Here is a 25823-nt window from a genome sequence, read left to right on the forward strand (position 1 = left end):
CAACGAAGCCTGGGTCGTGTGTTGCCGGGCGCCTCGGAATGGCGCGCGGTACGGCCCGCGAGGAGTGCGCTCATGCCCATGAGAATTTCGGCAGGGTTCTCGACCCGGTCGTTCCTGGCGTCCGCCGCGGCCGCCGTCGTGGCGATCGCCGCCGTCGCCGCGCCGCGCCCGGTTTGGGCGGACGGTCTTTTGCCGCATCGCGCCGTCTACGACATCTCGCTGAAGCGGGCCGAGGCGGGGGCGAGCATGGTGTCCGTCAAGGGCCGTCTCGTCGTCGAGATTTCCGGCGGGGAGTGCGAGGGCTATGTCGTCAACTCCCGCTTCGTGACGCGCGTCATCGACCGGGAAGGCGGCCAGCGCACCACCGATCTCCGCTCGTCGACATTCGAGACGCTCGATCCGGCCGACTTCACCTTCTTGAACCAGACCTATGTCGAGGATCAGCTCGTCAGCCGCGTCAAAGGCAAGGCCGAGGCGAAGGCGGACGGGGTGATGGTGGACATCACCGAGCCGAAAGAGACCTCGATCTCGCTCGGACGCGCCGTTTTCCCGTCGATGCACACGCGCCTCATCCTGCAGGCGGCGAAGGCCGGCGATCGGGTCCTCGAGGCGCCCGTCTTCGATGGCGGGGATTCCGCGGACGAGATCTATGATACGACGACGCTGATCGGTCCGCAGATGACCGGCCTTCCGAACGCCTCATCGATGGAAAAGGAAGCGCTGAAGGTGCTCGCCGGCGCGGAGAATGCCGACACCTGGCATCTCGTGATCAGCTTCTTCTCCACCAATGGGATCACCGGCGAGAGCGTGCCGGATTATCAGCTCACCTTCACGATGCTCGACAACGGCGTCAGCTACGACGTGACGTTCGATCACGGCACATTCGCGCTGTCGGGTAAGTTGCGGGAGTTGGAGCTCCGCACCCCGCCCGACTGCTGAGCGACGGGATGGCCGCTCTGGCCGCGCTGGCCGGGGCGGACTAGTTGCGGTCTTCCGGCAGGATGGGGAGGGGAAGAACGTCGATCCCCTCTTCGACCAGCGCACGGGCTTCTTCGAGATCGGCCTGACCGTAGATGCCGCGCGGCTCGGCCTCGCCATAGTGGATCCGGCGCGCCTCTTCCGGGAAATTGCGGCCGACATCGACGCCATTTTCCTCGACCGCCTTGCGCAGCGCGGCGAATGCGGCGCGCAGCCGTTCGTCCCGCTCGGCGGTGAGGGCGACATTGGCGCCGGCGCTCGGCTCTTGCGGCGCGGTGGCTTCCGCGCCTTCCGCGTGAGCCGGCGCGGCCGCCTCGGCTCCGCCTTTGGCGATCGCGGGTGACATCAAAGCGCGATCCACATCGCTCGATCCGCACATCGGGCACGACAGATAGCCGCCCTCCTGCTGCCGGCCGAACGCCTCCGACGAGGCGAACCAGCCGTCGAATCGATGCCCTTCGGCGCAGCGCAACGTGTAGTGGATCATGAGGGAACCGGTATCATGGAGCGCCGCGCCGGCCGCGACCAAATCAGAACGGAAGAAACACCTAGCCCGATCGGTATCGCCGTCACAAGAGCGTCACGCCTGGCCTGAGGACGCACCCGCGACACCCGGCCGGTGCCGCGGGGCGCCTATATTGCGTTCTGCAGGACTGCGTCGAGCTTGCCGGAACGCTCGCACGCCATGAGATCGTCCGATCCGCCGATATGGATGTCACCGACGAAGATCTGCGGAAAGGTGCGTCGGCCACTCCGCTTGATCATCTCATCACGTGCGGAAGGTGTCTTCGAAGCGTTGTGCTCCGTGAACGTGATTCCCTTCGCCTCCAAAAGACGAATGGCCCGCGTGCAGTAGCCGCAAAAGTCCCGCGTGTAGATGTCCACCTGATTGGACATAGCGAATCCCCAGTCTTTCCTCGTTCGTTGATATGGGTTCAACCATGTCTAACGCAACTTGGTTCGCCCGTGCGCCCACGGCCGCGCCGTCGTCACGCGGTTTTCGGGCGATGCAAAACCCTTGCCAGGGCCGATATGGGGGCGGTCGAGCCTATGCGGGCTCGCGCACGTTGCCGACGACGCGGGCGAAGACGGCGACACCGACCGATCGCGCCCCCGCCGCCCGCAAGGTGAAGGCGAGCGCGTCGGCCGAGGCGCCGGTCGTCAACACGTCGTCGACGATGACGACGCGCCGGCCGGCGATCGCGTCGGGGTCGGCGATGCGGAAGGCGTTGTGCAGATTGTTCGCGCGCTCGTGCCGGCTGAGGCCGATCTGCTTGTTCGTATCGCGCACGCGCGCGACCAGGCGGCGGCGCACCGGAACGCCGACGAGCGGGGATAGAGCGTCGGCGAGGAGCACCGCTTGATTGAACCGCCGTTCGGCGAGGCGCCGGCGATGGAGCGGCATCGGAACGAGGAAATCCGCCTCATCCGTCACCTCACGAACGGAGCGGCTCATCAGCCGCGCCATCAGCGCGGCGACGCCCGGAACATCCTGATATTTGAGCTGGTGGACGAGGCGCTGGCTCAAGGGGCCGAACACCGCCGCCGCGCGCGCCCGATCATAAAGCGGGTGGTTCCACCGCAATTCCGGCGATCGCGCGGTGGGGCCGGCATCGAAGGCGAGCGGCGTTCCCATGATGTCGCAGATCGGCGGGGTGATGATTTCCATCTGGCTCCAGCACGGGCCGCAGAGCGACTGCGGTTCGGCAAGCGGCTTGCGGCAGACGAGGCAGAGCGGCGGAACGAGCCAGTCGACCAGCGCGTGAAGGGCGCGGCGGCCGCGCGCGCGGGAGGATCCGGCGGGCACGGTGGCGGACGAGGGAGCGGGCACGGGCTCGGGCAACGGGTCGGGCGAGGGGGCGGACAACAGCATCGTCGCGAGGCTCCATCGATCGAAGAATACAACTATAAGATGTTTTCCGGTGGTTCGCCAGACGCTGCCGGGCGGGAGGAGCAAAACGGCTGCCGGCACGCTCATCGCGACGGAATCCGTGACATCGCGCCGGGCGGCCTTATCTTGGCTCACAGGGGCCGCTGGATCTTGGCCCGCAGGGCCACAGGCCCAATTCAAAACCCCCGAATGATGCGATAGAACCCGCCGATGTTGTTCGACCGGACCAAGTTTCGCCGGCGCCCGCGCCTCGCTTCGGCGGATTTCCTGCACACGCTGCTCGCGCGGGAGATCCTCGACCGCCTCACCTTCGTGAGCCGCACCTTCGAGCGCGGCCTCGTCGTCGGGCCGCTGACGCCGGCGCTGCGCGAGATATGGTCGGAGGCGGCGATCGCGTGGACATTCGCCTCGCCCGCCGGCGACGATGGTGCGGATCTTGCGGCCGACATCGACATGCCGTTCCGCCGCGCCTTCCCGCTGACGATCTCGATCAACGAGCTGCACCTCGCCAACGATCCGGTGAAGGCCCTCGGCGAGTTGCGGGGAACGCTCCTTCCCGACGGGCTCTTTCTGGGGGCGGCGCTCTCCTCCGGGAGCCTTGCCGAGCTCGCCGATTCGCTCCTCCATGCCGAGGCGGAGCTTTCCGGCGGGGCGGCGATGCGGGTCGCGCCGTTCGGCGACGTGCGGCGGTGGGGGGACGGGCTGTCGCGCGCCGGCTTCGCGCTGCCGGTCGCCGACGAGTTCCGCATTACGGTCCGCTATGACGATCTCTTCGCGCTTCTCGGCGATCTCGGCGCGATGGGGTTGCGCGGCATCCTCACCGAGACGGCGCCCGCGCCGCGCCGCCTCTTCGAACGGGCGGATGCCTATTATCGGGCCCATCATGCCGACCCGGACGGCCGGCTGCGGGCAACGTTCGCATTCGCCTTCCTATCGGGCTGGGCGCCCGACGCGACGCAGCAGCGCCCGTCGAAGCGCGGTTCGGCGACAATGCGTCTGGAAGATGCGCTGAAAGCGATCGAAGACGAGACATAAGGGCCCCGCGAACGGGAGCCCTCGCGGCGGTGCGGCGCTCGCCGCCCACCCGTCGAGGCGCGGCTAGCGCAGCGCGGCGATCGCCTTGCGATAATCCTCCTGACCGAACACCGCCGAGCCGGCGACGAGGACATCCGCACCCGCCACGCGCGCGATCGGCGCGGTCTCGGCAGTGATCCCGCCATCGACCTCGATCCGGATCGGCCGGTCGCCGACAAGGCGCTTCACCGAGGCGATCTTGTCGGCGGAGTTCGGCAGGAATTTCTGTCCGCCGAAACCCGGATTGACGGTCATCACGCAGACGAGATCGATCCGGTGGAGGACGTTCTCGATCGCGCTCGCCGGCGTCGCCGGGTTGAGTGCGACGCCCGCCTTCACCCCGGTGGCGCGGATCGCTTCGAGGGCGCGGTCGAGATGCCGCGTCGCTTCGGCATGAACGGTGATCCCCGCCGCGCCGGCATCGACGAAGAGGTCGATATAGGGCTCGAACGGTTCGATCATCAGATGGACGTCGAAGGGGAGCCGCGTCGAGCCGCGCAGGGCCTTGATGACGGCCGGCCCAAACGAGATGTTCGGCACGAAATGGCCGTCCATCACATCGAGATGCAGCCAGTCGGCGCCGGCGCTTTCGATCGCGCCGGCCTCTTCGCCGAGGCGGGCGAAGTCGGCGGCGAGAAGCGACGGGGCGATCACGAGTTCAGGCGCGTTCCAGCTCATGCGTCGGTGTCCGGTTCGGCGAGGATGAGCACCCAGTAGGATTTGTAGATGCCCTCGTCGGTGAGGGCGAGACCGATTCCCATGTGTGTCATGTCGGGGTTGAGAAGGTTCCTGTTGTGGCCGCGCGAGTTCTCCCAACCGTCGACCGTCATGACGAGGGTGGGATAGCCGGAGCCGAGATTTTCCGCGGCGCGGAGGGCGGGGTAGCCTGCCGCATCGAGCCTGCGGGCGAGGCCGGGGCCGGAATGCATCCGCGTCTTCAGCCGGTCGCGGCGGGCGAGCTCGCGCGCGGTCTCGGCCGCGACGGCGTTCAGCGCCGGATCCACGGTGAGCGGCTGGCGGCCATGGGCGGCGCGGTGGGCGTTGATGAGCTGCGCCGCGGCGGCGGGGCTCACGCTCCGTTCGCGCGGCACGTTCGGGACGGTCATCCCGTCCTTGCCGGGTCCGCCGCAGCTCGCGAGCACGGTGACGACGAGGATCAAGAGAAGAGAACGCATTCGCATTGTCGCTCCATGCACGCTGGCGCGAATTTGCTCAAGCACAACTCGTCGCTCCATGCCGACGCGCCCCTGCGCGCAATGACGCGGCGACGAGTGGAACGGAAGGGCGCGCACGGGCGTAGATCGTCCATGGTGGAGCATAGCAATTATGGTTGATCGATCTGTCGCTGTCGCGATCATCGGTGCAGGGACCGCCGGTTTGGCAGCATTGCGTGCGGCGCGGCGTGAAACGCAGGACGTGCTCCTCATCGAGGGCGGCGCCTTTGGAACCACGTGCGCGCGGGTCGGCTGTATGCCATCCAAGCTGCTGATCGCGGCCGCGAACCGGGCGGAGGCGGTCCGCGACGCGGCCACCTTCGGGATCGATATTCCGGCCTGGTCGATCGACGGTGTGCGCGTCATGCAGCGCGTTCACGACCTGCGCAACGCGTTCGTCGATTCGGTGCTTCAGTCGATCGAGGCCTTGCCCGAGGGGATGATACTGCGCGGACGAGCGCGCTTCGTGAGCGACGACCGGCTCGACGTGGAAACGCAGACGGGCACCGTGACGGTGGAGGCGGAGCGGATCGTCATCGCGACGGGATCGCGACCCACGATCCCGGAAGAGTTCGCCAATCTCGGCACCCGGGCGACGAGCGAGGATGTCTTCGAATGGTCGAGCCTGCCGGCCTCGGTCGGCGTGTTCGGGGCGGGGGTGATCGGATTGGAGCTCGGCCAGGCGTTGTCGCGTCTCGGCGTGCGTGTCTCCCTCTTTACCAAGGATGGCATGGTCGGACCGCTCACCGATCCCGCCTTGATCGAAGAGGCGCACACCCTCGTCGATGAGGCGCTGGAGTTCGTCCCGGACTTTCGGATGATCGGCTTCAGTGAGACCGAAGACCACGTCACGATCGACTATAGCGCGGCCGGACGCGAGTTCTCGACGACGCTCGAGCGCGTGCTGATCGCGGTGGGGCGCACGCCGAATGTCGACGGGCTCGCCCTCGAAAACACCTCCCTCGCGCGCGACGAAGCCGGCATTCCGCTGTTCGACCGCGCGACCGGCCGATGCGGCGACAGCACGATCTTCATCGCGGGCGATGCGATGGACGAAGCGCCCCTCCTTCATGAGGCGACGCGGAGCGGCGTGATTGCCGGCACCAATGCCGGCCTTTATCCCTCGGCCCGCACGGGCACCCATGCCGTCCCGCTGACGATCGTCTTTTCCGAACCGCAGATCGCGCTCGTCGGCTCGACCTATCGCGCCCTCGACGAGACGGGGACGGAGCATGTGGTCGGCGCCGTCGATTTCGGCGAGCAGGGTCGTGCGCAGGTGATCGACCGGGCGAAGGGGCGGCTTCATCTCTATGTCGCGAAAGGCACGGCGCGGCTCCTGGGGGCAGAGATGATGGCCCCGGAGGCGGAGCATCTGGCCCACATCCTCGCCGTCGCCATCGATCGCGGGATGACGGTGCGGGAGATGCTCGATCTCCCGTTCTATCATCCGACGCTCGAGGAGGGGCTTCGCACCGCCTGTTGCGACGCGCTCGCCCGACTCGGTGAGCGCGAGGTGCCTCGCCCGAACGAGCTCGCCTTCGGGCCGGGCGGGTGAGGGCGGTCAGCTCAACAGATCGTCGAAATTGCTGACGAGGCGGAAGTCGCTCGGGTCGACCACGCCGTGATCCGTCTCGAAGGTGAAACCGAACAGCTTGGTCGCCTGGCCGGGGGCGAGGTCGGGCCGTGAGTCGCCCGCCCACGGTTCGACCGCGAAGGTCCGGCTATAATAGTCGGCGCCCCACACTTTATCGGTGACGGTGATGGAGCGATCGGTGAAGCGCAGCTCGATATTTTCGAGGTCGGTGAGCGTCGTGTTGCCGATATTGCGGATATAGACCTCGGCGGAGGCACCGCCGTCGAACGGATTGGTGATCTTGACGGTGATGCGGAAGCCGACCTCGTCGGTGATCGCCTTGCCGCCCGGATTTTCCGGCGTGTAGCCGACCGCCACGAAATCGTTCGCGTCGATCACGACATTGTCCGGCCGATCGCGCACGAAGAAGCCGAAAAGCTCGATCTCGCTGTCGGCGGGAATGGTGCGTTCGCCAGCGCTCGCGAGGTCGAAGACGCCGTCTTTGTAGGTCGCGTTGAAGGTGCGGTCACCCTGGATGTCGAGCTTGCCGGCCTCGGTCAGCTTCACGTCGAGATCGGCGATATTGGCGATCGTCTGCTTGCCCTCGTTCGACATGAACACCGAATAGATTTCGACCTTCGTGCCGTTCTCGGTGTACTCGCCGGTCTTGCGGACGGTGAAGTCGTAGACGTCGACCTTCTGGACGACGCGGTAGGGCCCGCCATCGGCGCCGGGCTTGGGCTTCTTGTAATTGTCGCCGATATCGTCCTGGGTCAGGAAGGCGTTCGCGACGAAGATCTGATCGTGCGTCTTGATGTTCTCGATCAAGGTGCCCTTGCCACCGAAGAGCTTGATCTGTCCGGTCGCGATCACCCGCAGGTCGCCGGTGAGGTCGACGATCTGATCGCCGCGCCCGAAGTCGCGGATGATGTCGCGGGTGCGGCCACCGGCAAAGTCGCTCGCCTCGAAGAAGAAGGCGTCTGCGCCACCCGAGCCGATCAACAGGTCGCTCCCGTTGCCGCCAAAGATCTTGTCGTTGCCGTCGCCGCCGATGATCGTGTCGGCTCCGGCGCCGCCCTTCAAGAAATCATCGCCCCGCCCGCCGAGGATCTTGTCGCGCCCCGGCCCGCCGTCGACGAAATCGTCGCCGGCGCCGGCGGCGATCCGGTCGTTGCCGCCGCGCCCGAGGATCACGTCGTCGAGGCGGGTGCCGTTGATGCGGCCGGAGGCGTTGTCGTCGATGATCCAGAACTCGCGAAAGCCGTCGTGCTTCTCGGTGTAGCGGACGAAGCCGCCGATGCCGCGAATGTCGATCTGTTTGACGCCGTTGTTGATCGGCTGCTCGCGAAGCTGGGACAGAAGGTCTTCGAGGGCGCCGGCCCGCACGTCGCGCGGCATGCCGAGATCGATGAGCTTGTTGGGTTGACGGGCCAGCTCGTCGAGATAGCGCTGGAATCCTGGGCGCGCCACATCGTCGTCGATATTGGAGATGACGTAGCCGTCTTTCCGCGTGAAGCGGACCGTCGAGAAAGAACCAATACGCGCCATATCGGACTCCGGGAGTCGCACACATGCGACTCGGGTGATTGTCTTGCAGCGGGCAGAAATAGCCGAGAGGCTAGGGAAAACGAACTCTTCAATTCATACAACTGTGTAATATTCGATATCGAGGAAATCAATCTTGAATTGTATATTGACCGCGTGTTGCTGTCGAGATGCGGAGGCGAGGGGGCAGGGAGCTTCGCGCCGCGGCATTCGCGCAACGGATCGGGCCAAAGTGGCGCGAGGGGGCTGGCGCAGCCGGGATGACCGGGGACAGCGCCTTGGTGGTGGGCCATAACGAGCGGCGCTGTAACGCGTTAGTTCGAGGGAGCCGGTATGCGCCGCCTACTCGCCGTCATGTTCGTGATCGTGCTCGCCGGGTGCAATACCACCCCGCCGCCGACCACCGACGGCACCAGTCTCGCCGCCGCTCCGGCGATGCCGCTTCAGCCGATTGCGGCGCCGACGGTCGCGACGCGGGCCTTCGCCTCGATCGTGGTCGACGCCAATTCCGGCAAGATCCTCGAGGAGGACGGCGCGCGAAGCCTGCGTTATCCGGCCTCGCTCACCAAGATGATGACGCTCTATCTCTTGTTCGAGGCGATCGAGACCGGCCAGCTCACGACGCGCAGCAATCTCCAGGTCAGCGAGGAGGCCGCCGGCCGCCCGCCCGCCAAGCTCGGCGTGAAGGCCGGGACGACCATCGACGTCGACACCGCCGCCCGCGCCCTCGCGGTGCGCTCGGCCAATGACGTCGCGGTGGTGATTGCGGAGAACCTCGCCGGCTCCGAAGAGGCGTTCGCGCAGAAGATGACGCAGAAGGCCCGCGCGCTCGGCATGATGCAGACGAATTTTCACAACGCGTCCGGTCTGCCCGACCCGCTCCAATATACGACCGCCATGGACATGGCGATCCTCGGCAAGGCGCTTTACGACCGTTACCCGCGCTACGTGAAATATTTCGAGACTGAGAAGATCACCTATAACGGCCGCACCTGGACCAACACGAACAAGTTGCTCAACAAGGTCGACGGGGTGAACGGGATCAAGACCGGCTATATCCGCGATTCCGGGTACAATCTTTGCACGTCGGTGCAGCGGGGCGGAAAGCATGTCATCGCCTGCGTGTTCGGCGGAAAGAGCGGAACGTCCCGCAACAGGCGGATGGAAGAGCTGATCGAGAGCAACATGCCGCAGGCATCGGGCGGCGGATTGTTCGGCGGATCGCTTTTCTGACAGTGCGTTCGGGACCACTCTCCGCCTCACGAGGCGGCCGCGCCGCGGCCGGGACGAAGGAGGCTATATGGATCTCTCAGTCACCGATCTCGAGGCCATTCGGGCCGAGATAAGGGGCGCGACGCTCGGCGACGAGGCTGTGCTTCTCGAGGGGCTCGCTGCCGCCTCGGGTCTCGATGCCGCGACGCGTGAGGCGAATGTTGCGCGCGCCGCTGCGCTGGTCGAGACGGTGCGCACCGCCGCCTCGCCAGGGCTGATGGAGACCTTCCTCGCCGAATATGGCCTGTCGACCGACGAGGGCATCGCCTTGATGTGCCTTGCCGAGGCGCTGTTGCGCGTTCCCGACGCGCAGACCATCGACGCGCTGATCGAGGATAAGATCGCCCCCGCCGATTGGGGCAAGCATCTCGGCCATTCCTCGTCCTCCCTCGTCAACGCCTCGACCTGGGCGCTTCTCCTCACCGGGCGTGTGCTCGACGAACGGGGGCGCGGCGTCGCGGGCGCTCTGCGCGGCGCCATCCGCCGCCTCGGGGAGCCGGTGATCCGCACCGCCGTCGCCGAAGCGATGCGCCGTCTCGGCCGGCAATTCGTCCTCGGCGAAACGATCGACGGGGCGTTGAAGCGCGCCGCCGCGATGGAGGCCAAGGGCTACACCTATTCCTACGACATGCTCGGCGAGGCGGCCCGCACCGCGGCGGACGCCGAGCGCTATCGCGTCGCCTATGCGAACGCCATCGCCGCCATCGCGGGCAAGGCGACGCACGACGATCCGCGCCTCAATCCGGGCATTTCGATCAAACTCTCCGCGCTTCATCCGCGGTACGAATGGGGCCAGCGCGAAAGCTGCGTCGCGGACCTCGTGCCGATCGTCACCGATCTCGCCCGGCAGGCCGCGTCGGCGAATATGGGCCTCAATATCGACGCGGAGGAGCAGGACCGGCTCGACCTCTCGCTCGACATCATCGCCGCGGTCGCCGCCGATCCGAGCCTTGAGGGCTGGGACGGGTTCGGCGTCGTCGTCCAAGCCTATGGCCGGCGGGCCTTCCCCGTCATCGAATGGCTCGACACGCTCGCCTCGACAACGCGCCGCCGCCTGATGGTGCGCCTCGTGAAGGGCGCCTATTGGGACTATGAGATCAAGCGCGCCCAGGTGACGGGAACGCCGTCTTTCCCGGTTTTCACCCGCAAGGCGGGAACGGACGTGTCCTATCTCGGCTGCGCCCGTGCGCTGCTCGACCGGGCGGACCGGCTCTATCCGCAATTCGCGACCCACAACGCGCACACGGTGGTGAGCGTCCTGTCGATGGCGAAGGGGGAACGGTTCGAGTTCCAGCGCCTGCACGGCATGGGCGAAGCGCTCCACGAGGCGATCCGCAAAGAGACGGGCATTCCCTCCCGGATCTACGCTCCGGTCGGGGCGCACGAGGATCTTCTCGCCTATCTGGTGCGCCGCCTTCTCGAGAACGGGGCGAACTCCTCGTTCGCGAACCAGATCGTCGATCACCGCGTGTCGCCCGAGACCGTCGCGGCCGATCCGTTCGCCAAGCTCGCCAAGGCGCCGGTGGTGAATGCCAAGCTGCGCCAGCCGCCCGCGCTGTTCGGTGCCTCGCGCCGGAATGCCCGCGGATGGGATCTCACCGATCCGCTCGGCGAACGCGAATACGATGCCGCCCGCGCCCCCTTCGCCGAGACGACGTGGACCGCCGAGCCGCTGACCGTGAGCCCGGCCGCCGTCGCCGAGGACACGCGGGCGACGAACCCCGCCCGGCCGGACGATATCGTCGGCACGGTCCGCGCGCTCGATCCGGCCGCCGCCTCTGAGGTCGTCGCCGACGCGGCCGCCGGCGTCGGCTGGGCCCCGCCGGCGGAACGCGCCGCGGCCCTGCGGCGCGCGGCCGACCTTTACGAGGCGCACGCCGGCGAGTTCTTCGCGCTTTGCGCACGTGAGGCGGGCAAGTCCGCCTTCGATGCCGTGGCGGAGCTGCGCGAGGCGGTGGACTTTCTGCGTTTCTACGCCGCCGAGGCCGAGCGGCTGTCGCCGGAGCCGGTCGGCGTCGTCATCGCGATCTCGCCGTGGAACTTTCCGCTCGCGATCTTCACCGGGCAGATCGCCGCCTCGCTCGCGGCGGGCAATGCCGTGATCGCCAAACCCGCCGAGCAAACGCCGCTGATCGCGATGCGCGCGGCGACCTTGATGCACGAGGCCGGCATTCCGAGGCGCGCCTTGCAGCTCGTGCCGGGCGCCGGTCCCGTCGGCGCGGCGCTCGTCGGGCAGGAGGGGATCGGCGGTGTCGCCTTCACCGGCTCGACGGCGACGGCGAAGGCGATCGACAAGCAACTCGCGAAGACCGCGCCGGAGGCGGTTCTCGTTGCCGAGACCGGCGGGCTCAACGCGATGATCGTCGATTCCACCGCGCTGCCCGAGCAGGCCGTGCGCGACATCGTCGCCTCCGCCTTCCAGAGCGCGGGGCAGCGCTGCTCGGCCTTGCGCATCCTCTATGTCCAGGAGGATGTGGTCGAGCGGGTGACGAAAATGCTGTGCGGGGCGATGGAAATCCTCGTCGTCGACGATCCATGGCGGCTGTCGACCGATATCGGTCCGGTGATCGACGACGAGGCGAAGGAGCGCATCGAGACCCATGTCGCCGGGGCGAGCCGAGACGGGCGCCTTGCCTTGCGAGTCGGGCCGGAGCGCGGCCTTTTCGTTCCGCCGAGCCTCATCCGGGTCGGGGGGATCGCCGATCTGAAGGAGGAGATTTTCGGCCCCGTCCTCCACCTCGCGACCTTCCGGGCGGACGAGATCGACGATGTGATCGCCGCGATCAACGCCAAGGGTTACGGCCTCACATTCGGCCTCCACACCCGGATCGACGACCGGGTCGACGAGGTGGTGCGGCAGATCCATGTCGGCAACATTTACGTGAACCGCAATCAGATCGGCGCGGTGGTCGGCTCGCAGCCGTTCGGCGGGGAGGGGCTCTCGGGCACCGGCCCCAAGGCGGGCGGGCCGCGCACCGTCGCGCGCATGGCGCGGCGCGAGAGCGCGCATCTGCCGGCCGACGAGGGGGCGAAGGCAACGCGGGCCGACGTGCAGGCTGCGCTCGACTCCCTCGCCCGGCCGACGGAGCCGCTCACCGTCGAGGATCTTCCCGGACCGACCGGCGAATCGAACCGCCTGTCCACCTTCCCCCGCGGCAAGGTGCTGTGCGCCGGGCCGAGCCTGGAGCAGGCGCGCCATCAGGCGGCCGCCGCGCGGGAAGGAGGCAACGCCGTCCTGATCGTCGCCCCCGGCGCGGTCGATGGCGGCGAGCCTCATTTGCGCGGGATCGACGGGGTGCTCGATCCGGCCGACCTCGCGGCCCTCCGCGGGCTCGACGCGCTCGCCTATGAGGGGGCCGATCTCGGCCCCGTCCGCCGCGCACTCGCCGAGCGTTTCGGGCCGATCGTCCCGGTCTTCAGCGCGCGGGATTCCTTCGTGATCGAGCGCCATCTGTGCATCGACACGGCGGCCGCTGGCGGCAACGCGAAACTTTTATCCTCGACCGAGGACGAAGCGGGCGCACCAAATTGAAACGGACGTGCAGATTTAATCTTTGGCGGCGGTAAGGCGTGTTACTGTCCATTTAAAGGCCCCGGTTGAGACAGGAGGAGCCAGCGGATGGATAAAACATCAAAGAAAACCGCTGAATTCCTGCGCTTTTTGATCACCCACGCGGTGATAGGGATCGTCGGAGCGGTCGCGATGGTGGGTCTCTGCCTCGCGACCGACTTCTTCAATCTTTGGACGCTCGTATCGTCCAACGATTCGGGGGTCCTTGCCGTCGTGGTGATGACCGCGTTCTTTGCTATCACCTTCGCCAGCGTTCAGATGGGATTTGCCATCATGCTGTCCGCAGAGGACGGCCATACCCCTCGGGCGCGGAAGCTTCGCGTCGCGGCCCTGCCGGCCGCGGCGCGCCCGGATTGGGCTCCGATCCCGGTCCGCGCCCGCACCGGGCGCGTCCGCTAGTCGGAGCATCGCGGCGCGGCACGACGCCGACAGCGAACCAACCAGCCTGAGCGCGTCCCGGCGCCAGCGCGGCCATCGTGCCGTGCCGACCGGCGGCGCGTCTTCGCGTCTTTTCACTTCTTGCCATTCAGACCGTCTGCCGCGATGCGCACCGCGGCGCGTGGCGTTCCGTGTTCTGGTTCGTTGTTGCAAATCGTTCGCAGTTGCATTAGTTAGGTTGGTGCACGCTTCGGCGAAAAGCAGCATTCGACCGGTCACGCGGTCGAACCCGCCCGAGCGCTGCGACGCGTATCGGAAAGGCGGACGATGCAAGGCCGATTGACCAGACGGAGCGTTCTCAATCTCACGATCGCGGCCGCCCTCGCCGGCATGATGCTGCCGGGGCCCGCAAGCGCTGCCGAACCCCTCGGCGTCGTCGCCACCACGGGGATGATCGCCGATGCCGCGCGCCGGATCGGCGGCGATCTCGTCGAAGTGCGCGCCCTCATGGGGCCCGGCGTCGACCCGCATTCCTACCGTCAGACCCGGTCCGACATCGTCGCGCTGATCCGCGCCGATCTCGTCCTGTCGCACGGCCTCTATCTCGAGGCGCAGATGGAGCAGTTTCTCGGCCAGCTCGGCGAGCGCAGCACCGTCGTCCCGGTCGCCGACACGTTGCCGCCGGATCGGCTGTTCGCCCACGCCACCTATCAGGACAAATACGACCCGCATGTGTGGATGAGCCCGGAGCTGTGGGCCGACGTCCTCCCGGCGATCCGTGACGCGCTGATTGCGGCGCGCCCGGATGGGGAGGCGACGTTCCGCGCCAATGCCGACGAGTATCGCGCCGAGATCGAGGCGCTCGCCGCCTACACCGCCGAGATCATGGCGAGCATTCCGGCCGAGCGGCGCGTGCTGGTCACCGCGCACGATGCATTCTCTTATTTCGGCCGCACCTTCGATGTGGAGGTGATGGGGATCCAGGGCATCTCGACGGAGAGCGAGGCGGGCCTCGCCCGCATCGAGGCGCTCGTCGATACGCTGGTCTCGCGGCAAATCCAGGCGGTCTTCGTCGAGACCTCGGTGTCGGATCGCAACATGCGCGCGCTCGTCGAAGGCGCGCGGGCGAGGGGCCACCGCGTGACCATCGGCGGCGAACTCTATTCCGATGCGATGGGCGAGCCCGGCACCTATGAAGGAACCTATCTCGGCATGATCGACCACAATGCGACGACGATCGCGCGTGCGCTCGGCGGGACGGCGCCGGAGCGCGGGCGGCTCGGCAAGCTCGGCGCGGCGAGCTGACGATGGCGAAGACGATGCCTCGTGTTCAACTCGCGGCCGCCGGTGGCGAAGCGGTCCGCGAAGACCTGTCGGCGAGCCCCCTCGCGGTCCGTGGCCTCACGGTCTCCTACGGCAACAAGCCGGCCGTCTTCTCGATCGACGCGACCTTCCGCGCCGAGGCGATGACGGCGATCATCGGTCCGAACGGCGCCGGCAAGTCGACGCTGCTCAAGGCGGCGCTCGGCATCGTGCCGCGCCTTTCGGGACGCGTCACCGTCTTCGGCGAGGCGCTCGACAAAGCGCGCGGGCGGATTGCCTATGTCCCGCAGCGCGCGAGCGTCGACTGGGACTTTCCGACCCGCGTCGTCGACGTCGTGATCATGGGAATGCAGCGTGAGCTCGGCCTGTTGCGCCTCGTGCGGCCGGCCCATCGCAAGCGGGCGTTCGAGTGTCTGGAGCGGGTCGGGATGGTCGATTTCGCCGATCGGCAGATCGGCCAGCTTTCGGGCGGACAGCAACAGCGCGTCTTCCTCGCTCGCGCCCTCGCGCAAAATGCCGACATCTACCTTCTCGACGAGCCGTTCGCGGGTGTCGACGCGGCGACCGAAAAGGCGATCATCGACGTCCTGAAGGCGCTCAAGGCGGACGGGCGGTCGGTCGTCTGCGTCCATCACGATCTCGCGACGGTCGCCGATTATTTCGACGATGCCTTCTTCATCAACGTGCGCAAGATCGCGGAGGGGCGGATCGCCTCGATCTTCAACGCCGAGACGTTGCAGGCGACCTATGGCGGACGCCTCGCGTCCACCCATATCGACCAGCTCCGGCTCGCCTGACGGGGCCGCGCGATGAACAATTTCCTCGCCGCACTCACCCTCGGTGCCGGTTACAACTCCGCCCTCGTCGCGATCGGGGCGACCTGCCTCGGGGTTGCGGCAGGGGTCGGCGGCACGTTCCTCTTTCTGCGCAAGCGCGCGCTCGTCAGCGACGCCGTCGCCCACTCGACGCTGCCGGGTGTCGGCCTCGCCTTCATCATCATGGTGATGCTGGGCGGGGAGGGGCGCAGCCTCGCCGGTCTTCTTCTCGGCTCGGCGGCGTCCGCCTTTGTCGGCCTTCTCGCGGTCTCTTGGATCACCGAGCGCACGCGCCTTGCCGAGGATGCCGCGATCGGGGCGGTCCTCTCGGTGTTTTTCGGTGTCGGCGTGGTCCTCCTCACCGTCATTCAGACGATGTCGTCGGGCCGGCAGGCGGGCCTCGAAAGCTTCCTTCTCGGTTCGACCGCCGGCATGCTTTTCTCCGACGCGGTGGTGATCGCGGTCGGCGGAGCGGCGACGGCGCTCGCAACCGTCCTGATGCGCCGCCCGATGACCATCGTCGCCTTCGACCCCGACTATGCCCGCTCGATCGGCATCGACGTTCCCCGCATCGACCTTTTGATGATGGCGCTCGTGATGGCGGTGACGGTGATCGGGCTCAAGATCGTCGGCCTCATTCTGATTGTCGCGATGCTGATCATCCCGCCCGTCGCTGCGCGCTTCTGGACCGACCGATCGAGCAACGTCATCTGGATCGCGGGGCTGATCGGCGGAAGTTCCGGCTTCGTCGGCTCGGCGATCTCGGCCTCGGCGCCGGCGCTGCCGACGGGGCCGATCGTCGTGCTCGTCTGCGCGGCGATCTTCTTCGTCTCGCTGCTCGCGGCGCCCGATCGCGGGGTGCTCGCCGCGGTCCTGCGGCACCGGGCCTTTCAGCGCCGCGTCCATCGCCGGCAAGGGCTTCTCGCGTTGTCGCGCGGCGAGCCGATCCACGACGTGATGACGCTGCGCGTTCTCAGCGGCGAAGGCCTCATCCGCGCCGACGGGGTGGCGACGGAGACGGGCCGCAGTGCCGCCGCCCGCGCCGCTCGCGATGAACGGCGGTGGGACGTCGCCCGCTCGCTCTATCAAGACACCTCATTGCCCGGCCGCTATGACGGCCTCACCGCGATCGACACCGTGCTCACGCGCGACGAGATCGCCGCGATCGATCGCGAGATCGGCGGGCCGGCCGCACTCGACATCAAAGGGGCCTCGTGATGGGCGCGGAGTTCGTCACCTTGAGTTTGACGCCGATCCTCATCGGCGTGTTCGCGGCGATCGCGTGCGCTTTACCGGGAAATTTCCTCATTCTTCGCCGTCAGGCGCTGATCGGGGATGCGATCAGCCATGTCGTCCTGCCGGGGATCGTGGTCGCCTTCCTCGTCACCGGTACGACGGCGAGCCTTGCGATGATGGTCGGTGCGGCGGTGGCCGCGGTGGTCGCGGTCGTCCTCATCGAGGCGATCAAGCGGCTCGGCCGGATCGAGCCGGGTGCGGCGATGGGGGTGACGTTCACCTCGCTGTTCGCCGGCGGTGTCCTCCTTCTCGAACAGACCGACACGAGCGCCGTCCATCTCGACGTGCAACATGCGCTGATGGGCAATCTCGAAAGCCTGATCTGGTTTTCGGGCGAGGGATGGGGCTCGCTCCTCGATCCCGTGGCGCTCGCCGATCTGCCGGTGGAGTTGCCACGCATGGCGGTGGTGTGCGCGCTCGTCATCGTCTTTACGATCGTGCTGTGGCGCCCGCTCGCCATCACCACCTTCGACGAGGGGTTCGCCCGCACGCTCGGGATGCCCGTCAACCTCATCGGGTTCACGCTCGTGGTGATGGCCGCGATAGCGGCCGTCGCCGCCTTCGACGCGGTCGGGTCGATCATCGTGATCGCGATGTTCATCTGTCCGCCCGCCGCGGCGCGGCTGATGACGAACCGTTTGTCCCATCAGGTTCTGTGGAGTGCGGCGTTCGCGGCTTTGTCGGCGGTGCTGGGCTATGTTGCCGCAGGCTACGGGCCGATCTGGCTCGGCGGCGACTATGCGGTGAGCGCTGCCGGGATGATCGCCGCCGTGTCTGGAATCGTTCTCGGCCTTGCCGTCTTGTTCGGGCCGCATCGCGCCCGCGTCGGAGAAGCGGTCGGCGAGGGTTGATCGCCGATTATATTAGAGCCGTTATAGACTGAATGCGCCTCGGCGGCCGCTACTGGGTGCGGGCGTCGGCCTCCAAATTGCGCGCCGGCGGCAGATCGAGCGTCGAGGCCGTCTCCTCCTGCAGGAGGTCGAGCACGGTCATCTGATCGAGCGCGGTGAGGAATGCGCGAAAGCCGTGCCCGAGCGCGCGGTTGAGGTTTCGGTCGACGACATCGGATTCGACGGCCTCGACGGTGAGGAGCTCGGCCGGGGCACAGTCTCTGAAACGGGGCTCGAACGTGCGAACAACGCAGCCCAGCGTGGTTTTTTCCGGCGCCCGTGCGAGACGGATGCCGCCATTGCGGCCACGGACCGTCACGATGAGGTCCGCCCGAGTCGCCGTCTTCAAGAGCTTGAAGATGGTGTACTCGGTAAGCTGCGTCTCCTGGGCGATCGCGCTTACTTGGACGAGGTCCGGATGGCGCGCGGCGCACTCGGCGAGAACGCGAAGGGCATGGCGGGTCTGTTCAGTCAAACGCATGGAGCATACGTACCAGTTTTTTCAATTAGTCTAGATAGAAAATACGGTCCAGGCGCCCGGATATTCCCGACCCGGTGCATCTTTTTGAATTTGACCAGCTCTGCGGAACAATCCGAGGGTCGCAATTTGGTCGAATGGTGGCTTGCATTTATCCACTTGTGGCATGGGAGCGATCACCATCTGCTGCGTTCAGGTATTCTTGCCACGATAACCGAACTCCGATAGTCCACTTTCCGGCTCGCGACCGCGACCCCTCACCGACAATGCGCGGAGATTTCGGAATGCGCTCCTTCATGTTGCCTTTGATCACGGCTGCCGCTCTGGCTGGCGCGGTGCACGTCAACGCCCAAGAGGCGGTGACGGGACCGAACGGTGACGCTCCCGTCACCGCGGTGAGCGAGGCGACGGCGACGGGCGACGCGGCGGCGGGGGCGCTGTTCCTCGAACTCAACAACCTCGCGGCGGCGCAAAACGGGTGCCGTGTCTCCTTCCTGGTGCGCAACGAGATGGGCGGCGAGATCGACGACCTGTCCCTCGAGGTTGCCGTTTTCGGCAAAAGCGGCGCGCTCGACCGGCTCCTGCGCCTCAATTTCGGCCTCTTGCTCGAAGGCAAGACGCGCGTGCGGCAGTTCGATCTTGACGCGACCCCGTGCGATGGGATCGGTAACGTCCTCGTCAACGACGTCGCGAGTTGCGACGGCGACGGGCTGACGCCGCTTTCCTGCCTTCGCGCTGTGGAAACGCGGTCGGCGCTCGACATAACGTTCGGTCTCTAACGGCGCGCGGGCGTTTCGGCCCGCCGACGTTCGACCCAATTGAAATCGCGTCGATGCGCGGGGAGGGGTTCTCTTCCGGCGGCACGGCGCTCAAGCGACAGGATGCCGGTACGTCATGGACATGAACTCCGTCGTGGCCACCCTGAGATCCGTGGATTTTGACGGGCTGTTCGGGATACTCGCCCTCGGCGGTCCCGTGGTGGTCCTCCTCCTCGTCCTTTCCGTGGTGGTCATCGCGGTGGCGATCGCCAAGGCCTGGCAATTCAGCCTCGCGCGGGTCGGACGGCACGGACGCGCGAGCGAGGCGGTGCGCCTGTGGCGCGCCGGGCGCACCAAGGCCGCGCGCGAGGCGTTGCGGGGGCGGGCGCTCAGCGTCGAAGTCGTCGAGCGGGCGATGGACCTCTTCGAGGATGTCAGCATCGATGCCGCGCGGGAGGGGGCGGAGAGCTACGCGGCCGTTCGCCTTCACGAATTGCGCCGCATGACGGGCGTTTTGGAGACGATCGCGCAGGTCGCCCCGCTTCTCGGCCTGTTCGGCACGGTTCTCGGCATGATCGAGGCGTTCCAAGCTCTCGAAGGCGCGGGGTCCGCGGTCGACCCGTCGATCCTCGCCGGCGGCATCTGGGTTGCGCTGTTGACGACGGCGGTCGGTCTCGCCGTCGCGATGCCCGCCTCCGTGATCGCGGCGTGGTTCGACGGCCGGCTCGAGAACGAGCGGATCGTCCTCGACGCGCTGCTGACGGACATGTTCACCGGCACCGTCGAGCTCGATATTCCGCTCGACGCGCCGATCGGCGCGGCCGCGCCCCAGCCGCTGCGCTGACGCCGCACGTCGAGCGGAGCGCCGGGGTGAGCGTGGGCATGAATTCGTGGGTCGACTGGCGGGCGCCGGATCCGGTGGTCTCGGGCTGCTCGGTGCCGCGCGCGCGGCGCGATGGCGCGCGTTCGGGCGGGAGGTGAGCAATGGCCATCTCGTATCCCCGTCGTCCCCGTAAGCGGCTGCCGTTGACGCCGCTGATCGACGTCATCTTCCTCCTCCTCCTCTTCTTCATGCTGTCATCGACCTTCCTTCGCTATGCCGCGGTCGACATCGCGACCTCGCCGCCCTCGGCCGCCCAAGGGGCGAGCGCCGGCCCGTCGAAGACGGCGCTGTTGAAGCTGCGCCATGACGGCACGCTTTCCTTGAACGGGACCGACGTTGCCGCGGACGGCCTCATCGAGGCGCTCGAGGGCCTCAAGGAGACCGGCATCGCCCAGGTCATGCTGTCGAGCGAGACGGGCGCTTCCGTGCAGAATCTCGTGACGCTGATGGAACGGCTCGAAGCGGGCCCGATGCCGGTGGCCTTGTCCGCCGGACGGCAGAGGCAGGTGCCCTGATGGCGCGCAAGCGGCACAATCCGCTCGCCGTGCGGCCGCGCCGACGCGATGCGGGGGAGAGCACGATTCCCCTGATCAACGTGGTGTTCCTGCTGCTCGTCTTCTTTCTCGTCGCCGGCACGCTGTCCGCGCCGCGCGATGAGGAGGTGGAGCTTGCGACGGCGGAGGAGTTCACCCCGTCCGGTCTTCAGGCCGACGCGCTCTATATCGCGGCCGACGGCTCGGTCCGCGTCGGCGGCGCGGTGATGGAAACCCGTGCAGCCATCGAGGCGATCGGCGCGATCCACGAGGAGAGCGGCGAGCCGCTCGTGGAGATCGCCGTCATTCCCGACCGCAATCTCGACGCGCCGGCTCTTCTTGACCTCCTCGCCGAAGTGCGCACGATTACCGAGATCCCGTTGCGGATCGTCGTGCGCCGGCCGATGGGCGGGGAGAGCGGCGAATGATGCCGATCACCCGCCGCGCCTGGTTTGTCGCCTTCGCCCTGTCGATCGTGGCGCATGCCGGCTTTGCCGCTTGGCTCTTCCTGCGCGATCCCGACGAGGCGGAGGAAGAGACGTTCAACAATCCGATGCCCGTCTACGTCACCCCGTCGACCTTCGATGAGGTGGAGACGGCGGACGTGTCGGAGGCGGAGGTGGAAACGCCGGAGGCTGTCGCCGCCGCCGCCGACATGACCGACATGGAGGATGCCGAAGCGCCGGAGACGCCCGATGTCGTCCCGCCCTCGCAGGAGGAAGCGGCCGCGTCCGAGGCGGAGGCGGTCGAGGCCGAGACGGTCGAGGCGGAGGCCGCCCCGGCGGAAGACGTGCCCGGGATCGAGGCGACCGGCATCGAGGTGGCGGCGGACCCCGCCGAGCCCTCCGAGAGCGAGACGGCGGAGACCGACGCCGAGCCGATCGATACGCCCGAGACGGCGGCGTCCGAGCCCGTCGAGCCCGCGCCGTCCGAGCCGGTTGAGACTGAGACCGTAACCGCCCCTGCCGAGCCGTCGGACCCGGTCGAGGCTCCGGCGACGGCCGAGGCGCCCGCGCCGGTGGTCGAGGCGGCGCCGCAGGTGGGTGTCGCCCTCGCCGAGCCGGACGAAGTGACCGAACCCGCCGAGCCCGAGCCCGCCCCCGCCGAGCCGGCCGAGAGCGAGGCCGTCGAAGAGAGCGTCGCCGAGCTCGGGATCGAGACCGTGCCCGTTCCGGTGCGCTCGCCTTTCGCAGCGCCCGCGCAAGAGCCTGTCGAGGAAGAGGCCGTCGAAGAGGAGGTCGCGGCGATCGATCCGGAGACGCCGCCGCAGGAGGCGCCTGCCGCGAGCACGCCCGACGTGTCCCTCGACGCGCGGCCGAGCGAGGACTGGGTCCCGTTCCCGAACCGCCGCCCGTCGCCCGACGCCCCGAACACGATCACCGATCCAGAGGCGCTCGCCGCGCTGGAGACGATGCCGGTGCCTCGTCTCAATCCCGTCCCGGACGATGTGCGCGAGACGGCCGAGCTCAGCGAAGTCGCCCAGCGCAGCGCCCAGCGGCGCGAAGCGGAAGCGGCGGCGGCCGCAGCGCGCCGGGCCAACGCGGCCCGCGCGGCACAGGAGGCCCGCTCGCAGCCGAACAGCAGCGGCACCGGTGGGACCGCCTCGAACCAGAGGCAGCAGCGCGCGTCGACGGATTCGAGCTCCCGCGCCGAGGCGAATTATGGCCGCGTCGTCCGTTCGCGGATCGCCGGTTCCTTCCGCGGCCGCGCGCAGCTTTCGGCGGCCGTCGCGACGGTGAGCGTCACGATCTCGAGCGCGGGCCGCATCACGGGCGTGAGCCTGTTGCGCAGCTCCGGCGACCGGGAGGTCGACGCCGCCGCGCTCGATGCGGTGCGGTCGGCGCGTTATCCGTCGTTCCCGCCGGACATCAGCCGTCCGAGCCTCACATTCACGGTGCCGCTCCGCGTCCAGTAGGCGTTGCGCTCACGCCCTAAACGAAAAGCCCCGGCGGGTTGCGCCGGGGCTTTTGCGTTCGATCCCGTGCCGTGCGGCGCGGGGGCGTCAGACGAGGTCTCAGGGGCCGAGATTGATGATCTGAACCCGGCGGTTGATCGCGTCATAGGGGTTCGCGAAGTCCTGAAGCTGTTCCTCGCCGAGGCCGATGGAGATCACTTCGCTTGCCGGGACGTTGAACGTCGTCGTAAGGGCCGCGGCCACCGAGGCGGCGCGCTTCTTGCTGAGCTCCAGATTGAACTCGCGCGGACCCGACGCGTCGGTGTGGCCGACGACGAGAAGCCGCTGACCCATCAGTGCGGGGGTGTGGAGCGCGTCAGCAATAAGGCCGACCGAGTAATAGCTCTCCGGGCGAATACGGGCCGAATTGAGGTCGAAATTGATCTCGACGCTCAATTGGGGAAGGCGCGTGAGGCGATCGGAGACGGGGCCGGGCGCGTTGTCGCCGCCCATCGCGGCGGCACGCTCGGCCTCGCGCTGCAGCGCCATCGGGTCGAACGCACCGACGGTGCCCTCGGTGCGCTGGAGGCTGTTGACGATCTCATTGCGCGTGAGGCGGCTCTGTGCGTCGGCCGCGGTCGCCATGACACCGACGAGGGCGACACCGGCGAGCGCGCCGGCAAGGTGTTTCATCATGATCATTCCTCGTCTTCCTCAGCGCCAGCCGGCGTTGGTGATCGCCTGGTTACAGGACTTGCTGACGCTCCGCTCGGCGGTGATGAGGCAGCTCAGCACGAAACCGCGGCCACGCTGGGTCATCGGACAGAAGCGCTGCGCATCGCGATTGCAAATCTGCCAAATGTCGTTCTGTGCTTTCATCCGTGCGGCGATGGAATTGCGGACCTGGACCATCGAGGTCTGGCACTGCGCCGCAAGGTTCTGCCGATTTTCGGCGAGGCAATTGGTGATGCCGCTGTTGGCGAGATTGGCGCTCTTGCAGTATTTTTCGATGTCGCTACCGCAATCACGCGCGAGGATCTGGATCGCATCCGCATAACCGATCGTTTGCGCATTGGCGTGACTGCCGATGCCGATGGCGATGAGGAGCGATAGAGCGAAGGCTTTTATCATGACCACCTCGATGGAGTTCTCGTTTCGCAAAGCCTCGTTATCTGCCACGCGCACATGGCGCCACTTATGATCGATCCTGATCGCAGGTTTTGCACCTTTGTGGAGCAACATGAGACGCATTGCGGCAACACCCGCATTTAGTGGGTTTATTTCCTTAATTTGAGAAAGAAAGATGTCCGCTATGATGCGGAGAACTTTCATGACGCCGTATTTCCGCACGTTCTAACTGACGATCGGCGTATTCGGCTCACGCCGATTTTGACGCAGACTGCCTTTCCGGCGGGGCCGTCGGTGTCTTAGGTAGGGCGGGCAGATGAGGATGGTTGATCCGATGAACGACCCCACGAAGGCGAAGCTCAAGACCGTCCGGCCGCGACAGTCGCTGCCGTTCGAACGCATTGCGCTGCTTCTACAGGGCGGCGGCGCGCTCGGATCCTATCAGGCCGGGGTCTATCAGGCGCTCGCCGAGAACGATCTTCACCCCGATTGGGTCGCCGGTATTTCGATCGGCGCGGTCAATTGCGCTCTGATCGCGGGCAATCCGAAGGGAAAGCGCGTCGAGGCCCTGCGCACATTTTGGGAGCTGGTCACGAGCCCGCCGACCACGCCCACCGCCGCGATGCTCTCCTTTTTCGGAAACGCCGCGCCGCGCGGCGACCTCGCCCACCAACTCCTCAATCAGGCCCGCGCCTTCTCCACGATGATGGGGGGCGCGCCGAACTTCTTCGCGCCGCGCACCTTGCCGCCTTATCTCCATCCGGCCGGCAGCATGGAGGCGCAGAGCTTTTATGATGTCACCCCGCTTCGCGACACCCTCGAAAGGCTTGTCGATTTCGACCGGATCAACGCCGGAGAGACGCGCTTTTCCGTCGGTGCGGTGAACGTCCGATCGGGAAATTTCGCCTATTTCGATTCCACCACCCACGATATCGGCCCCGAGCACGTCATGGCGTCCGGTGCGCTGCCGCCGGGCTTTCCGGCGGCCAAGGTGGAGGGGGAATATTATTGGGACGGCGGTCTCGTCTCCAACACGCCGCTTCAATGGGTGCTCGAAAGCAAGCCGCGGCGCGACACGCTCGCCTTTCAGGTGGACCTGTGGAGCTCGCGCGGTGACTTCCCCCGCGATCTCATCAGCCAGGATGTGCGCCAGAAGGACATCCGCTTTTCGAGCCGCACCCGCGCGGCGACCGACCAGTTCAAGAAGATGCAGCGGATGCGGCGGGCTCTGTGCGATCTTCTCGAGCACGTGCCCGATCGCGAGGCGTTGCAGGACGATCCGGACCTCGCCCTCCTGATGAACGAGGCCGACCGCAAGGTCTACAACATCGTCCATCTCATCTACCGGGCGAAGAATTACGAAGGGTCGTCGAAGGATTACGAGTTCTCGCGGCTCACGATGGAAGAGCATTGGGAGGCCGGCTACAACGACGCGAGCCGGACCTTGCGCTTCCCGGATGTGCTCGCCCGCCCGCAAACGCCCGACGGCGTCGCGACCTTCGACGTCGCCGACCTCACCTGACCGCATCCCGAAGGAGCGCCTCGGCTCCGCAACATCACGGAAGACGCCATGAAGATCGCCGACGTCCGCGCCAATGCCTTCGCGATGCCGCTCACCAACCCGGCCTATCCGAAGCCGCCTTATAAATTCTACAACCGCGAATTCGTGGTCATCACCTACCGCACCGACCCCGAAAAGCTGCGCGCCGTGGTCCCGGAGCCGCTGGAGCCGGTGGGCGACACGGTGGCGTATGAATTTATCCGCATGCCCGATTCCACCGGCTTCGGCGACTATACCGAGACCGGCCAGGTGATCCCGGTGCGCTATACGACGCCCTCCGGCGAGGTGCAGACCGGCGGCTATGTCCACGCGATGTATCTCGACGACAATTCACCGATCGCCGGCGGGCGCGAGATCTGGGGCTTTCCGAAAAAGCTTGCGTGCCCGAAAATCATCCACGAGGCCGAAACGCTCGTCGGAACGCTGCATTATGGCTCCGTCCTCTGTGTCAACGCCACCATGGGCTACAAGCACCGCGAGGCGGACATGGCGGCGGTGCGCAAGGGGATGGATAACCCCGCCTTCATGATCAAGATCATCCCGCACGTCGACGGCACCGCGCGGGTCTGCGAACTCGTCCGCTATTATATGGAAGACATCACGCTGAAGGGGGCCTGGGAAGGGCCGGCGGCGCTTCAGCTCTTCGACCATGTGAGCTGCGACGTGAACAAGCTGCCGGTCCACGAGGTGGTGTCCGGCAGCCACTATATCGCCGACATCACCCTCGGGCTCGGCGAGGTGATCCACGACTATCTGAAGGACTGAGGC

Annotated in this window: 26 protein-coding genes; 17 read left to right on the forward strand and 9 right to left on the reverse strand. The window is 67.0% G+C overall.

The window, feature by feature from the left end:
* Nucleotides 1-72 precede the first annotated feature (72 nt).
* Nucleotides 73-939, forward strand: coding sequence for an EipB family protein (locus L1787_RS20400; RefSeq protein WP_235710945.1), 867 nt, complete (start codon nucleotides 73-75; stop codon nucleotides 937-939).
* A 40-nt stretch (nucleotides 940-979) separates the two neighbouring features.
* On the opposite strand, the gene L1787_RS20405 is transcribed toward L1787_RS20400, so the two are convergent.
* The 3 genes from L1787_RS20405 to L1787_RS20415 form a co-directional block, all read right to left on the reverse strand.
* Nucleotides 980-1465, reverse strand: a complete 486-nt coding sequence (locus tag L1787_RS20405; protein ID WP_235710946.1) for a DUF1178 family protein — start codon at nucleotides 1463-1465, stop codon at nucleotides 980-982.
* Nucleotides 1466-1611: 146 nt separating this feature from the next.
* Complete coding sequence (gene grxC, locus L1787_RS20410) at nucleotides 1612-1875, reverse strand: glutaredoxin 3 (RefSeq protein ID WP_235710947.1); 264 nt, start codon at nucleotides 1873-1875, stop codon at nucleotides 1612-1614.
* Nucleotides 1876-2026: 151 nt separating this feature from the next.
* Nucleotides 2027-2851, reverse strand: coding sequence for a ComF family protein (locus L1787_RS20415; protein WP_235710948.1), 825 nt, complete (start codon nucleotides 2849-2851; stop codon nucleotides 2027-2029).
* Nucleotides 2852-3079: 228 nt separating this feature from the next.
* Here L1787_RS20415 and L1787_RS20420 point away from each other — a divergent pair, with 228 nt between their 5' ends.
* Nucleotides 3080-3904 carry an SAM-dependent methyltransferase gene (locus L1787_RS20420; protein ID WP_235710949.1) on the forward strand — a complete coding sequence of 275 codons (825 nt, stop codon included), beginning with the start codon at nucleotides 3080-3082 and terminating at the stop codon, nucleotides 3902-3904.
* A 63-nt stretch (nucleotides 3905-3967) separates the two neighbouring features.
* Here the strand turns inward: L1787_RS20420 and rpe are convergent, their stop codons facing one another.
* Together rpe and L1787_RS20430 are read right to left on the reverse strand one after the other, a co-directional pair.
* Nucleotides 3968-4621, reverse strand: coding sequence for a ribulose-phosphate 3-epimerase (rpe, locus tag L1787_RS20425; protein ID WP_235710950.1), 654 nt, complete (start codon nucleotides 4619-4621; stop codon nucleotides 3968-3970).
* Entirely contained in the window at nucleotides 4618-5118 is a 501-nt protein-coding gene (locus tag L1787_RS20430) for a CAP domain-containing protein (protein WP_235710951.1), read from the reverse strand. Before L1787_RS20430 ends, rpe begins: the two co-directional genes overlap by 4 nt.
* 151 nt (nucleotides 5119-5269) lie before the next feature.
* Between L1787_RS20430 and L1787_RS20435 the strand changes: the two genes are divergently transcribed.
* Nucleotides 5270-6712 (forward strand): dihydrolipoyl dehydrogenase, encoded by a 1443-nt coding sequence (locus L1787_RS20435; protein ID WP_255720663.1) that lies wholly within the window; start codon nucleotides 5270-5272, stop codon nucleotides 6710-6712.
* 6 nt (nucleotides 6713-6718) lie between these two features.
* Here L1787_RS20435 and L1787_RS20440 read toward each other — a convergent pair whose 3' ends face one another.
* Nucleotides 6719-8278 (reverse strand): calcium-binding protein, encoded by a 1560-nt coding sequence (locus L1787_RS20440; RefSeq protein WP_235710953.1) that lies wholly within the window; start codon nucleotides 8276-8278, stop codon nucleotides 6719-6721.
* Nucleotides 8279-8608: 330 nt separating this feature from the next.
* On the opposite strand from L1787_RS20440, the gene L1787_RS20445 reads away from it, so the two are divergent.
* The 7 genes from L1787_RS20445 (at nucleotide 8609) to L1787_RS20475 (ending at nucleotide 17781) form a co-directional block, all read left to right on the forward strand.
* Nucleotides 8609-9508 (forward strand): D-alanyl-D-alanine carboxypeptidase family protein, encoded by a 900-nt coding sequence (locus L1787_RS20445; protein WP_235710954.1) that lies wholly within the window; start codon nucleotides 8609-8611, stop codon nucleotides 9506-9508.
* A gap of 67 nt (nucleotides 9509-9575) precedes the next feature.
* On the forward strand, nucleotides 9576-13079 hold the full coding sequence (gene putA / locus L1787_RS20450) for a bifunctional proline dehydrogenase/L-glutamate gamma-semialdehyde dehydrogenase PutA (RefSeq protein WP_235710955.1): 3504 nt from the start codon (nucleotides 9576-9578) through the stop codon (nucleotides 13077-13079).
* An 87-nt stretch (nucleotides 13080-13166) separates the two neighbouring features.
* The gene (locus L1787_RS20455) at nucleotides 13167-13517 is read left to right on the forward strand and encodes a hypothetical protein (protein ID WP_235710956.1); all 351 of its coding nucleotides are present in this window, start codon (nucleotides 13167-13169) and stop codon (nucleotides 13515-13517) included.
* Nucleotides 13518-13835: 318 nt separating this feature from the next.
* Nucleotides 13836-14801 (forward strand): metal ABC transporter solute-binding protein, Zn/Mn family, encoded by a 966-nt coding sequence (locus L1787_RS20460; RefSeq protein ID WP_235710957.1) that lies wholly within the window; start codon nucleotides 13836-13838, stop codon nucleotides 14799-14801.
* Between the two features lie 14 nt (nucleotides 14802-14815).
* Nucleotides 14816-15616, forward strand: coding sequence for a metal ABC transporter ATP-binding protein (locus tag L1787_RS20465; RefSeq protein ID WP_235710958.1), 801 nt, complete (start codon nucleotides 14816-14818; stop codon nucleotides 15614-15616).
* A gap of 12 nt (nucleotides 15617-15628) precedes the next feature.
* A complete protein-coding gene (locus L1787_RS20470; RefSeq protein ID WP_235710959.1) occupies nucleotides 15629-16852 on the forward strand; it encodes a metal ABC transporter permease in 1224 nt (407 codons plus the stop codon).
* A complete protein-coding gene (locus tag L1787_RS20475; RefSeq protein ID WP_235710960.1) occupies nucleotides 16852-17781 on the forward strand; it encodes a metal ABC transporter permease in 930 nt (309 codons plus the stop codon). Before L1787_RS20470 ends, L1787_RS20475 begins: the two co-directional genes overlap by 1 nt.
* A 49-nt stretch (nucleotides 17782-17830) precedes the next feature.
* Here L1787_RS20475 and L1787_RS20480 read toward each other — a convergent pair whose 3' ends face one another.
* A complete protein-coding gene (locus L1787_RS20480) occupies nucleotides 17831-18301 on the reverse strand; it encodes an Rrf2 family transcriptional regulator (protein ID WP_235710961.1) in 471 nt (156 codons plus the stop codon).
* A gap of 293 nt (nucleotides 18302-18594) precedes the next feature.
* Here L1787_RS20480 and L1787_RS20485 point away from each other — a divergent pair, with 293 nt between their 5' ends.
* The 5 genes from L1787_RS20485 (at nucleotide 18595) to L1787_RS25835 (ending at nucleotide 22387) form a co-directional block, all read left to right on the forward strand.
* Nucleotides 18595-19077 (forward strand): hypothetical protein, encoded by a 483-nt coding sequence (locus L1787_RS20485; RefSeq protein ID WP_235710962.1) that lies wholly within the window; start codon nucleotides 18595-18597, stop codon nucleotides 19075-19077.
* Between the two features lie 133 nt (nucleotides 19078-19210).
* A complete protein-coding gene (locus L1787_RS20490; RefSeq protein ID WP_235710963.1) occupies nucleotides 19211-19900 on the forward strand; it encodes a MotA/TolQ/ExbB proton channel family protein in 690 nt (229 codons plus the stop codon).
* 140 nt (nucleotides 19901-20040) lie between these two features.
* The gene (locus L1787_RS20495) at nucleotides 20041-20454 is read left to right on the forward strand and encodes an ExbD/TolR family protein (RefSeq protein ID WP_235710964.1); all 414 of its coding nucleotides are present in this window, start codon (nucleotides 20041-20043) and stop codon (nucleotides 20452-20454) included.
* A complete protein-coding gene (locus L1787_RS20500) occupies nucleotides 20454-20900 on the forward strand; it encodes a biopolymer transporter ExbD (RefSeq protein ID WP_235710965.1) in 447 nt (148 codons plus the stop codon). Before L1787_RS20495 ends, L1787_RS20500 begins: the two co-directional genes overlap by 1 nt.
* A complete protein-coding gene (locus tag L1787_RS25835) occupies nucleotides 20897-22387 on the forward strand; it encodes an energy transducer TonB family protein (RefSeq protein ID WP_255720664.1) in 1491 nt (496 codons plus the stop codon). Before L1787_RS20500 ends, L1787_RS25835 begins: the two co-directional genes overlap by 4 nt.
* 99 nt (nucleotides 22388-22486) lie before the next feature.
* Here L1787_RS25835 and L1787_RS20515 read toward each other — a convergent pair whose 3' ends face one another.
* Nucleotides 22487-23062: an OmpA family protein gene (locus L1787_RS20515; RefSeq protein WP_235710966.1), complete on the reverse strand. Its 576-nt coding sequence runs from the start codon at nucleotides 23060-23062 to the stop codon at nucleotides 22487-22489.
* Nucleotides 23063-23080: 18 nt separating this feature from the next.
* Nucleotides 23081-23698 carry a hypothetical protein gene (locus tag L1787_RS20520; RefSeq protein WP_235710967.1) on the reverse strand — a complete coding sequence of 206 codons (618 nt, stop codon included), beginning with the start codon at nucleotides 23696-23698 and terminating at the stop codon, nucleotides 23081-23083.
* A gap of 130 nt (nucleotides 23699-23828) precedes the next feature.
* Here L1787_RS20520 and L1787_RS20525 point away from each other — a divergent pair, with 130 nt between their 5' ends.
* Nucleotides 23829-25016 (forward strand): DUF3734 domain-containing protein, encoded by a 1188-nt coding sequence (locus L1787_RS20525; protein ID WP_235710968.1) that lies wholly within the window; start codon nucleotides 23829-23831, stop codon nucleotides 25014-25016.
* Nucleotides 25017-25064: 48 nt separating this feature from the next.
* Nucleotides 25065-25820, forward strand: coding sequence for an acetoacetate decarboxylase (locus L1787_RS20530; RefSeq protein ID WP_235710969.1), 756 nt, complete (start codon nucleotides 25065-25067; stop codon nucleotides 25818-25820).
* Nucleotides 25821-25823: the final 3 nt, after the last annotated feature.

The sequence above is a fragment of the Acuticoccus kalidii genome (assembly GCF_021556395.1).
Taxonomy (GTDB): Bacteria; Pseudomonadota; Alphaproteobacteria; order Rhizobiales; family Amorphaceae; genus Acuticoccus; species Acuticoccus kalidii.

Coding starts and splice junctions, on each gene's coding strand:
- L1787_RS20400 (WP_235710945.1), top strand. CDS start 73: ATGCCCATGAGAATTTCGGCAGGGTTCTCGACCCGGTCGTTCCTGGCG.
- L1787_RS20405 (WP_235710946.1), bottom strand. CDS start 1,465: ATGATCCACTACACGTTGCGCTGCGCCGAAGGGCATCGATTCGACGGC.
- grxC (WP_235710947.1), bottom strand. CDS start 1,875: ATGTCCAATCAGGTGGACATCTACACGCGGGACTTTTGCGGCTACTGC.
- L1787_RS20415 (WP_235710948.1), bottom strand. CDS start 2,851: ATGCTGTTGTCCGCCCCCTCGCCCGACCCGTTGCCCGAGCCCGTGCCC.
- L1787_RS20420 (WP_235710949.1), top strand. CDS start 3,080: ATGTTGTTCGACCGGACCAAGTTTCGCCGGCGCCCGCGCCTCGCTTCG.
- rpe (WP_235710950.1), bottom strand. CDS start 4,621: ATGAGCTGGAACGCGCCTGAACTCGTGATCGCCCCGTCGCTTCTCGCC.
- L1787_RS20430 (WP_235710951.1), bottom strand. CDS start 5,118: ATGCGTTCTCTTCTCTTGATCCTCGTCGTCACCGTGCTCGCGAGCTGC.
- L1787_RS20435 (WP_255720663.1), top strand. CDS start 5,270: ATGGTTGATCGATCTGTCGCTGTCGCGATCATCGGTGCAGGGACCGCC.
- L1787_RS20440 (WP_235710953.1), bottom strand. CDS start 8,278: ATGGCGCGTATTGGTTCTTTCTCGACGGTCCGCTTCACGCGGAAAGAC.
- L1787_RS20445 (WP_235710954.1), top strand. CDS start 8,609: ATGCGCCGCCTACTCGCCGTCATGTTCGTGATCGTGCTCGCCGGGTGC.
- putA (WP_235710955.1), top strand. CDS start 9,576: ATGGATCTCTCAGTCACCGATCTCGAGGCCATTCGGGCCGAGATAAGG.
- L1787_RS20455 (WP_235710956.1), top strand. CDS start 13,167: ATGGATAAAACATCAAAGAAAACCGCTGAATTCCTGCGCTTTTTGATC.
- L1787_RS20465 (WP_235710958.1), top strand. CDS start 14,816: ATGCCTCGTGTTCAACTCGCGGCCGCCGGTGGCGAAGCGGTCCGCGAA.
- L1787_RS20470 (WP_235710959.1), top strand. CDS start 15,629: ATGAACAATTTCCTCGCCGCACTCACCCTCGGTGCCGGTTACAACTCC.
- L1787_RS20475 (WP_235710960.1), top strand. CDS start 16,852: ATGGGCGCGGAGTTCGTCACCTTGAGTTTGACGCCGATCCTCATCGGC.
- L1787_RS20480 (WP_235710961.1), bottom strand. CDS start 18,301: ATGCGTTTGACTGAACAGACCCGCCATGCCCTTCGCGTTCTCGCCGAG.
- L1787_RS20485 (WP_235710962.1), top strand. CDS start 18,595: ATGTTGCCTTTGATCACGGCTGCCGCTCTGGCTGGCGCGGTGCACGTC.
- L1787_RS20495 (WP_235710964.1), top strand. CDS start 20,041: ATGGCCATCTCGTATCCCCGTCGTCCCCGTAAGCGGCTGCCGTTGACG.
- L1787_RS20500 (WP_235710965.1), top strand. CDS start 20,454: ATGGCGCGCAAGCGGCACAATCCGCTCGCCGTGCGGCCGCGCCGACGC.
- L1787_RS25835 (WP_255720664.1), top strand. CDS start 20,897: ATGATGCCGATCACCCGCCGCGCCTGGTTTGTCGCCTTCGCCCTGTCG.
- L1787_RS20515 (WP_235710966.1), bottom strand. CDS start 23,062: ATGATGAAACACCTTGCCGGCGCGCTCGCCGGTGTCGCCCTCGTCGGT.
- L1787_RS20520 (WP_235710967.1), bottom strand. CDS start 23,698: ATGAAAGTTCTCCGCATCATAGCGGACATCTTTCTTTCTCAAATTAAG.
- L1787_RS20525 (WP_235710968.1), top strand. CDS start 23,829: ATGAACGACCCCACGAAGGCGAAGCTCAAGACCGTCCGGCCGCGACAG.
- L1787_RS20530 (WP_235710969.1), top strand. CDS start 25,065: ATGAAGATCGCCGACGTCCGCGCCAATGCCTTCGCGATGCCGCTCACC.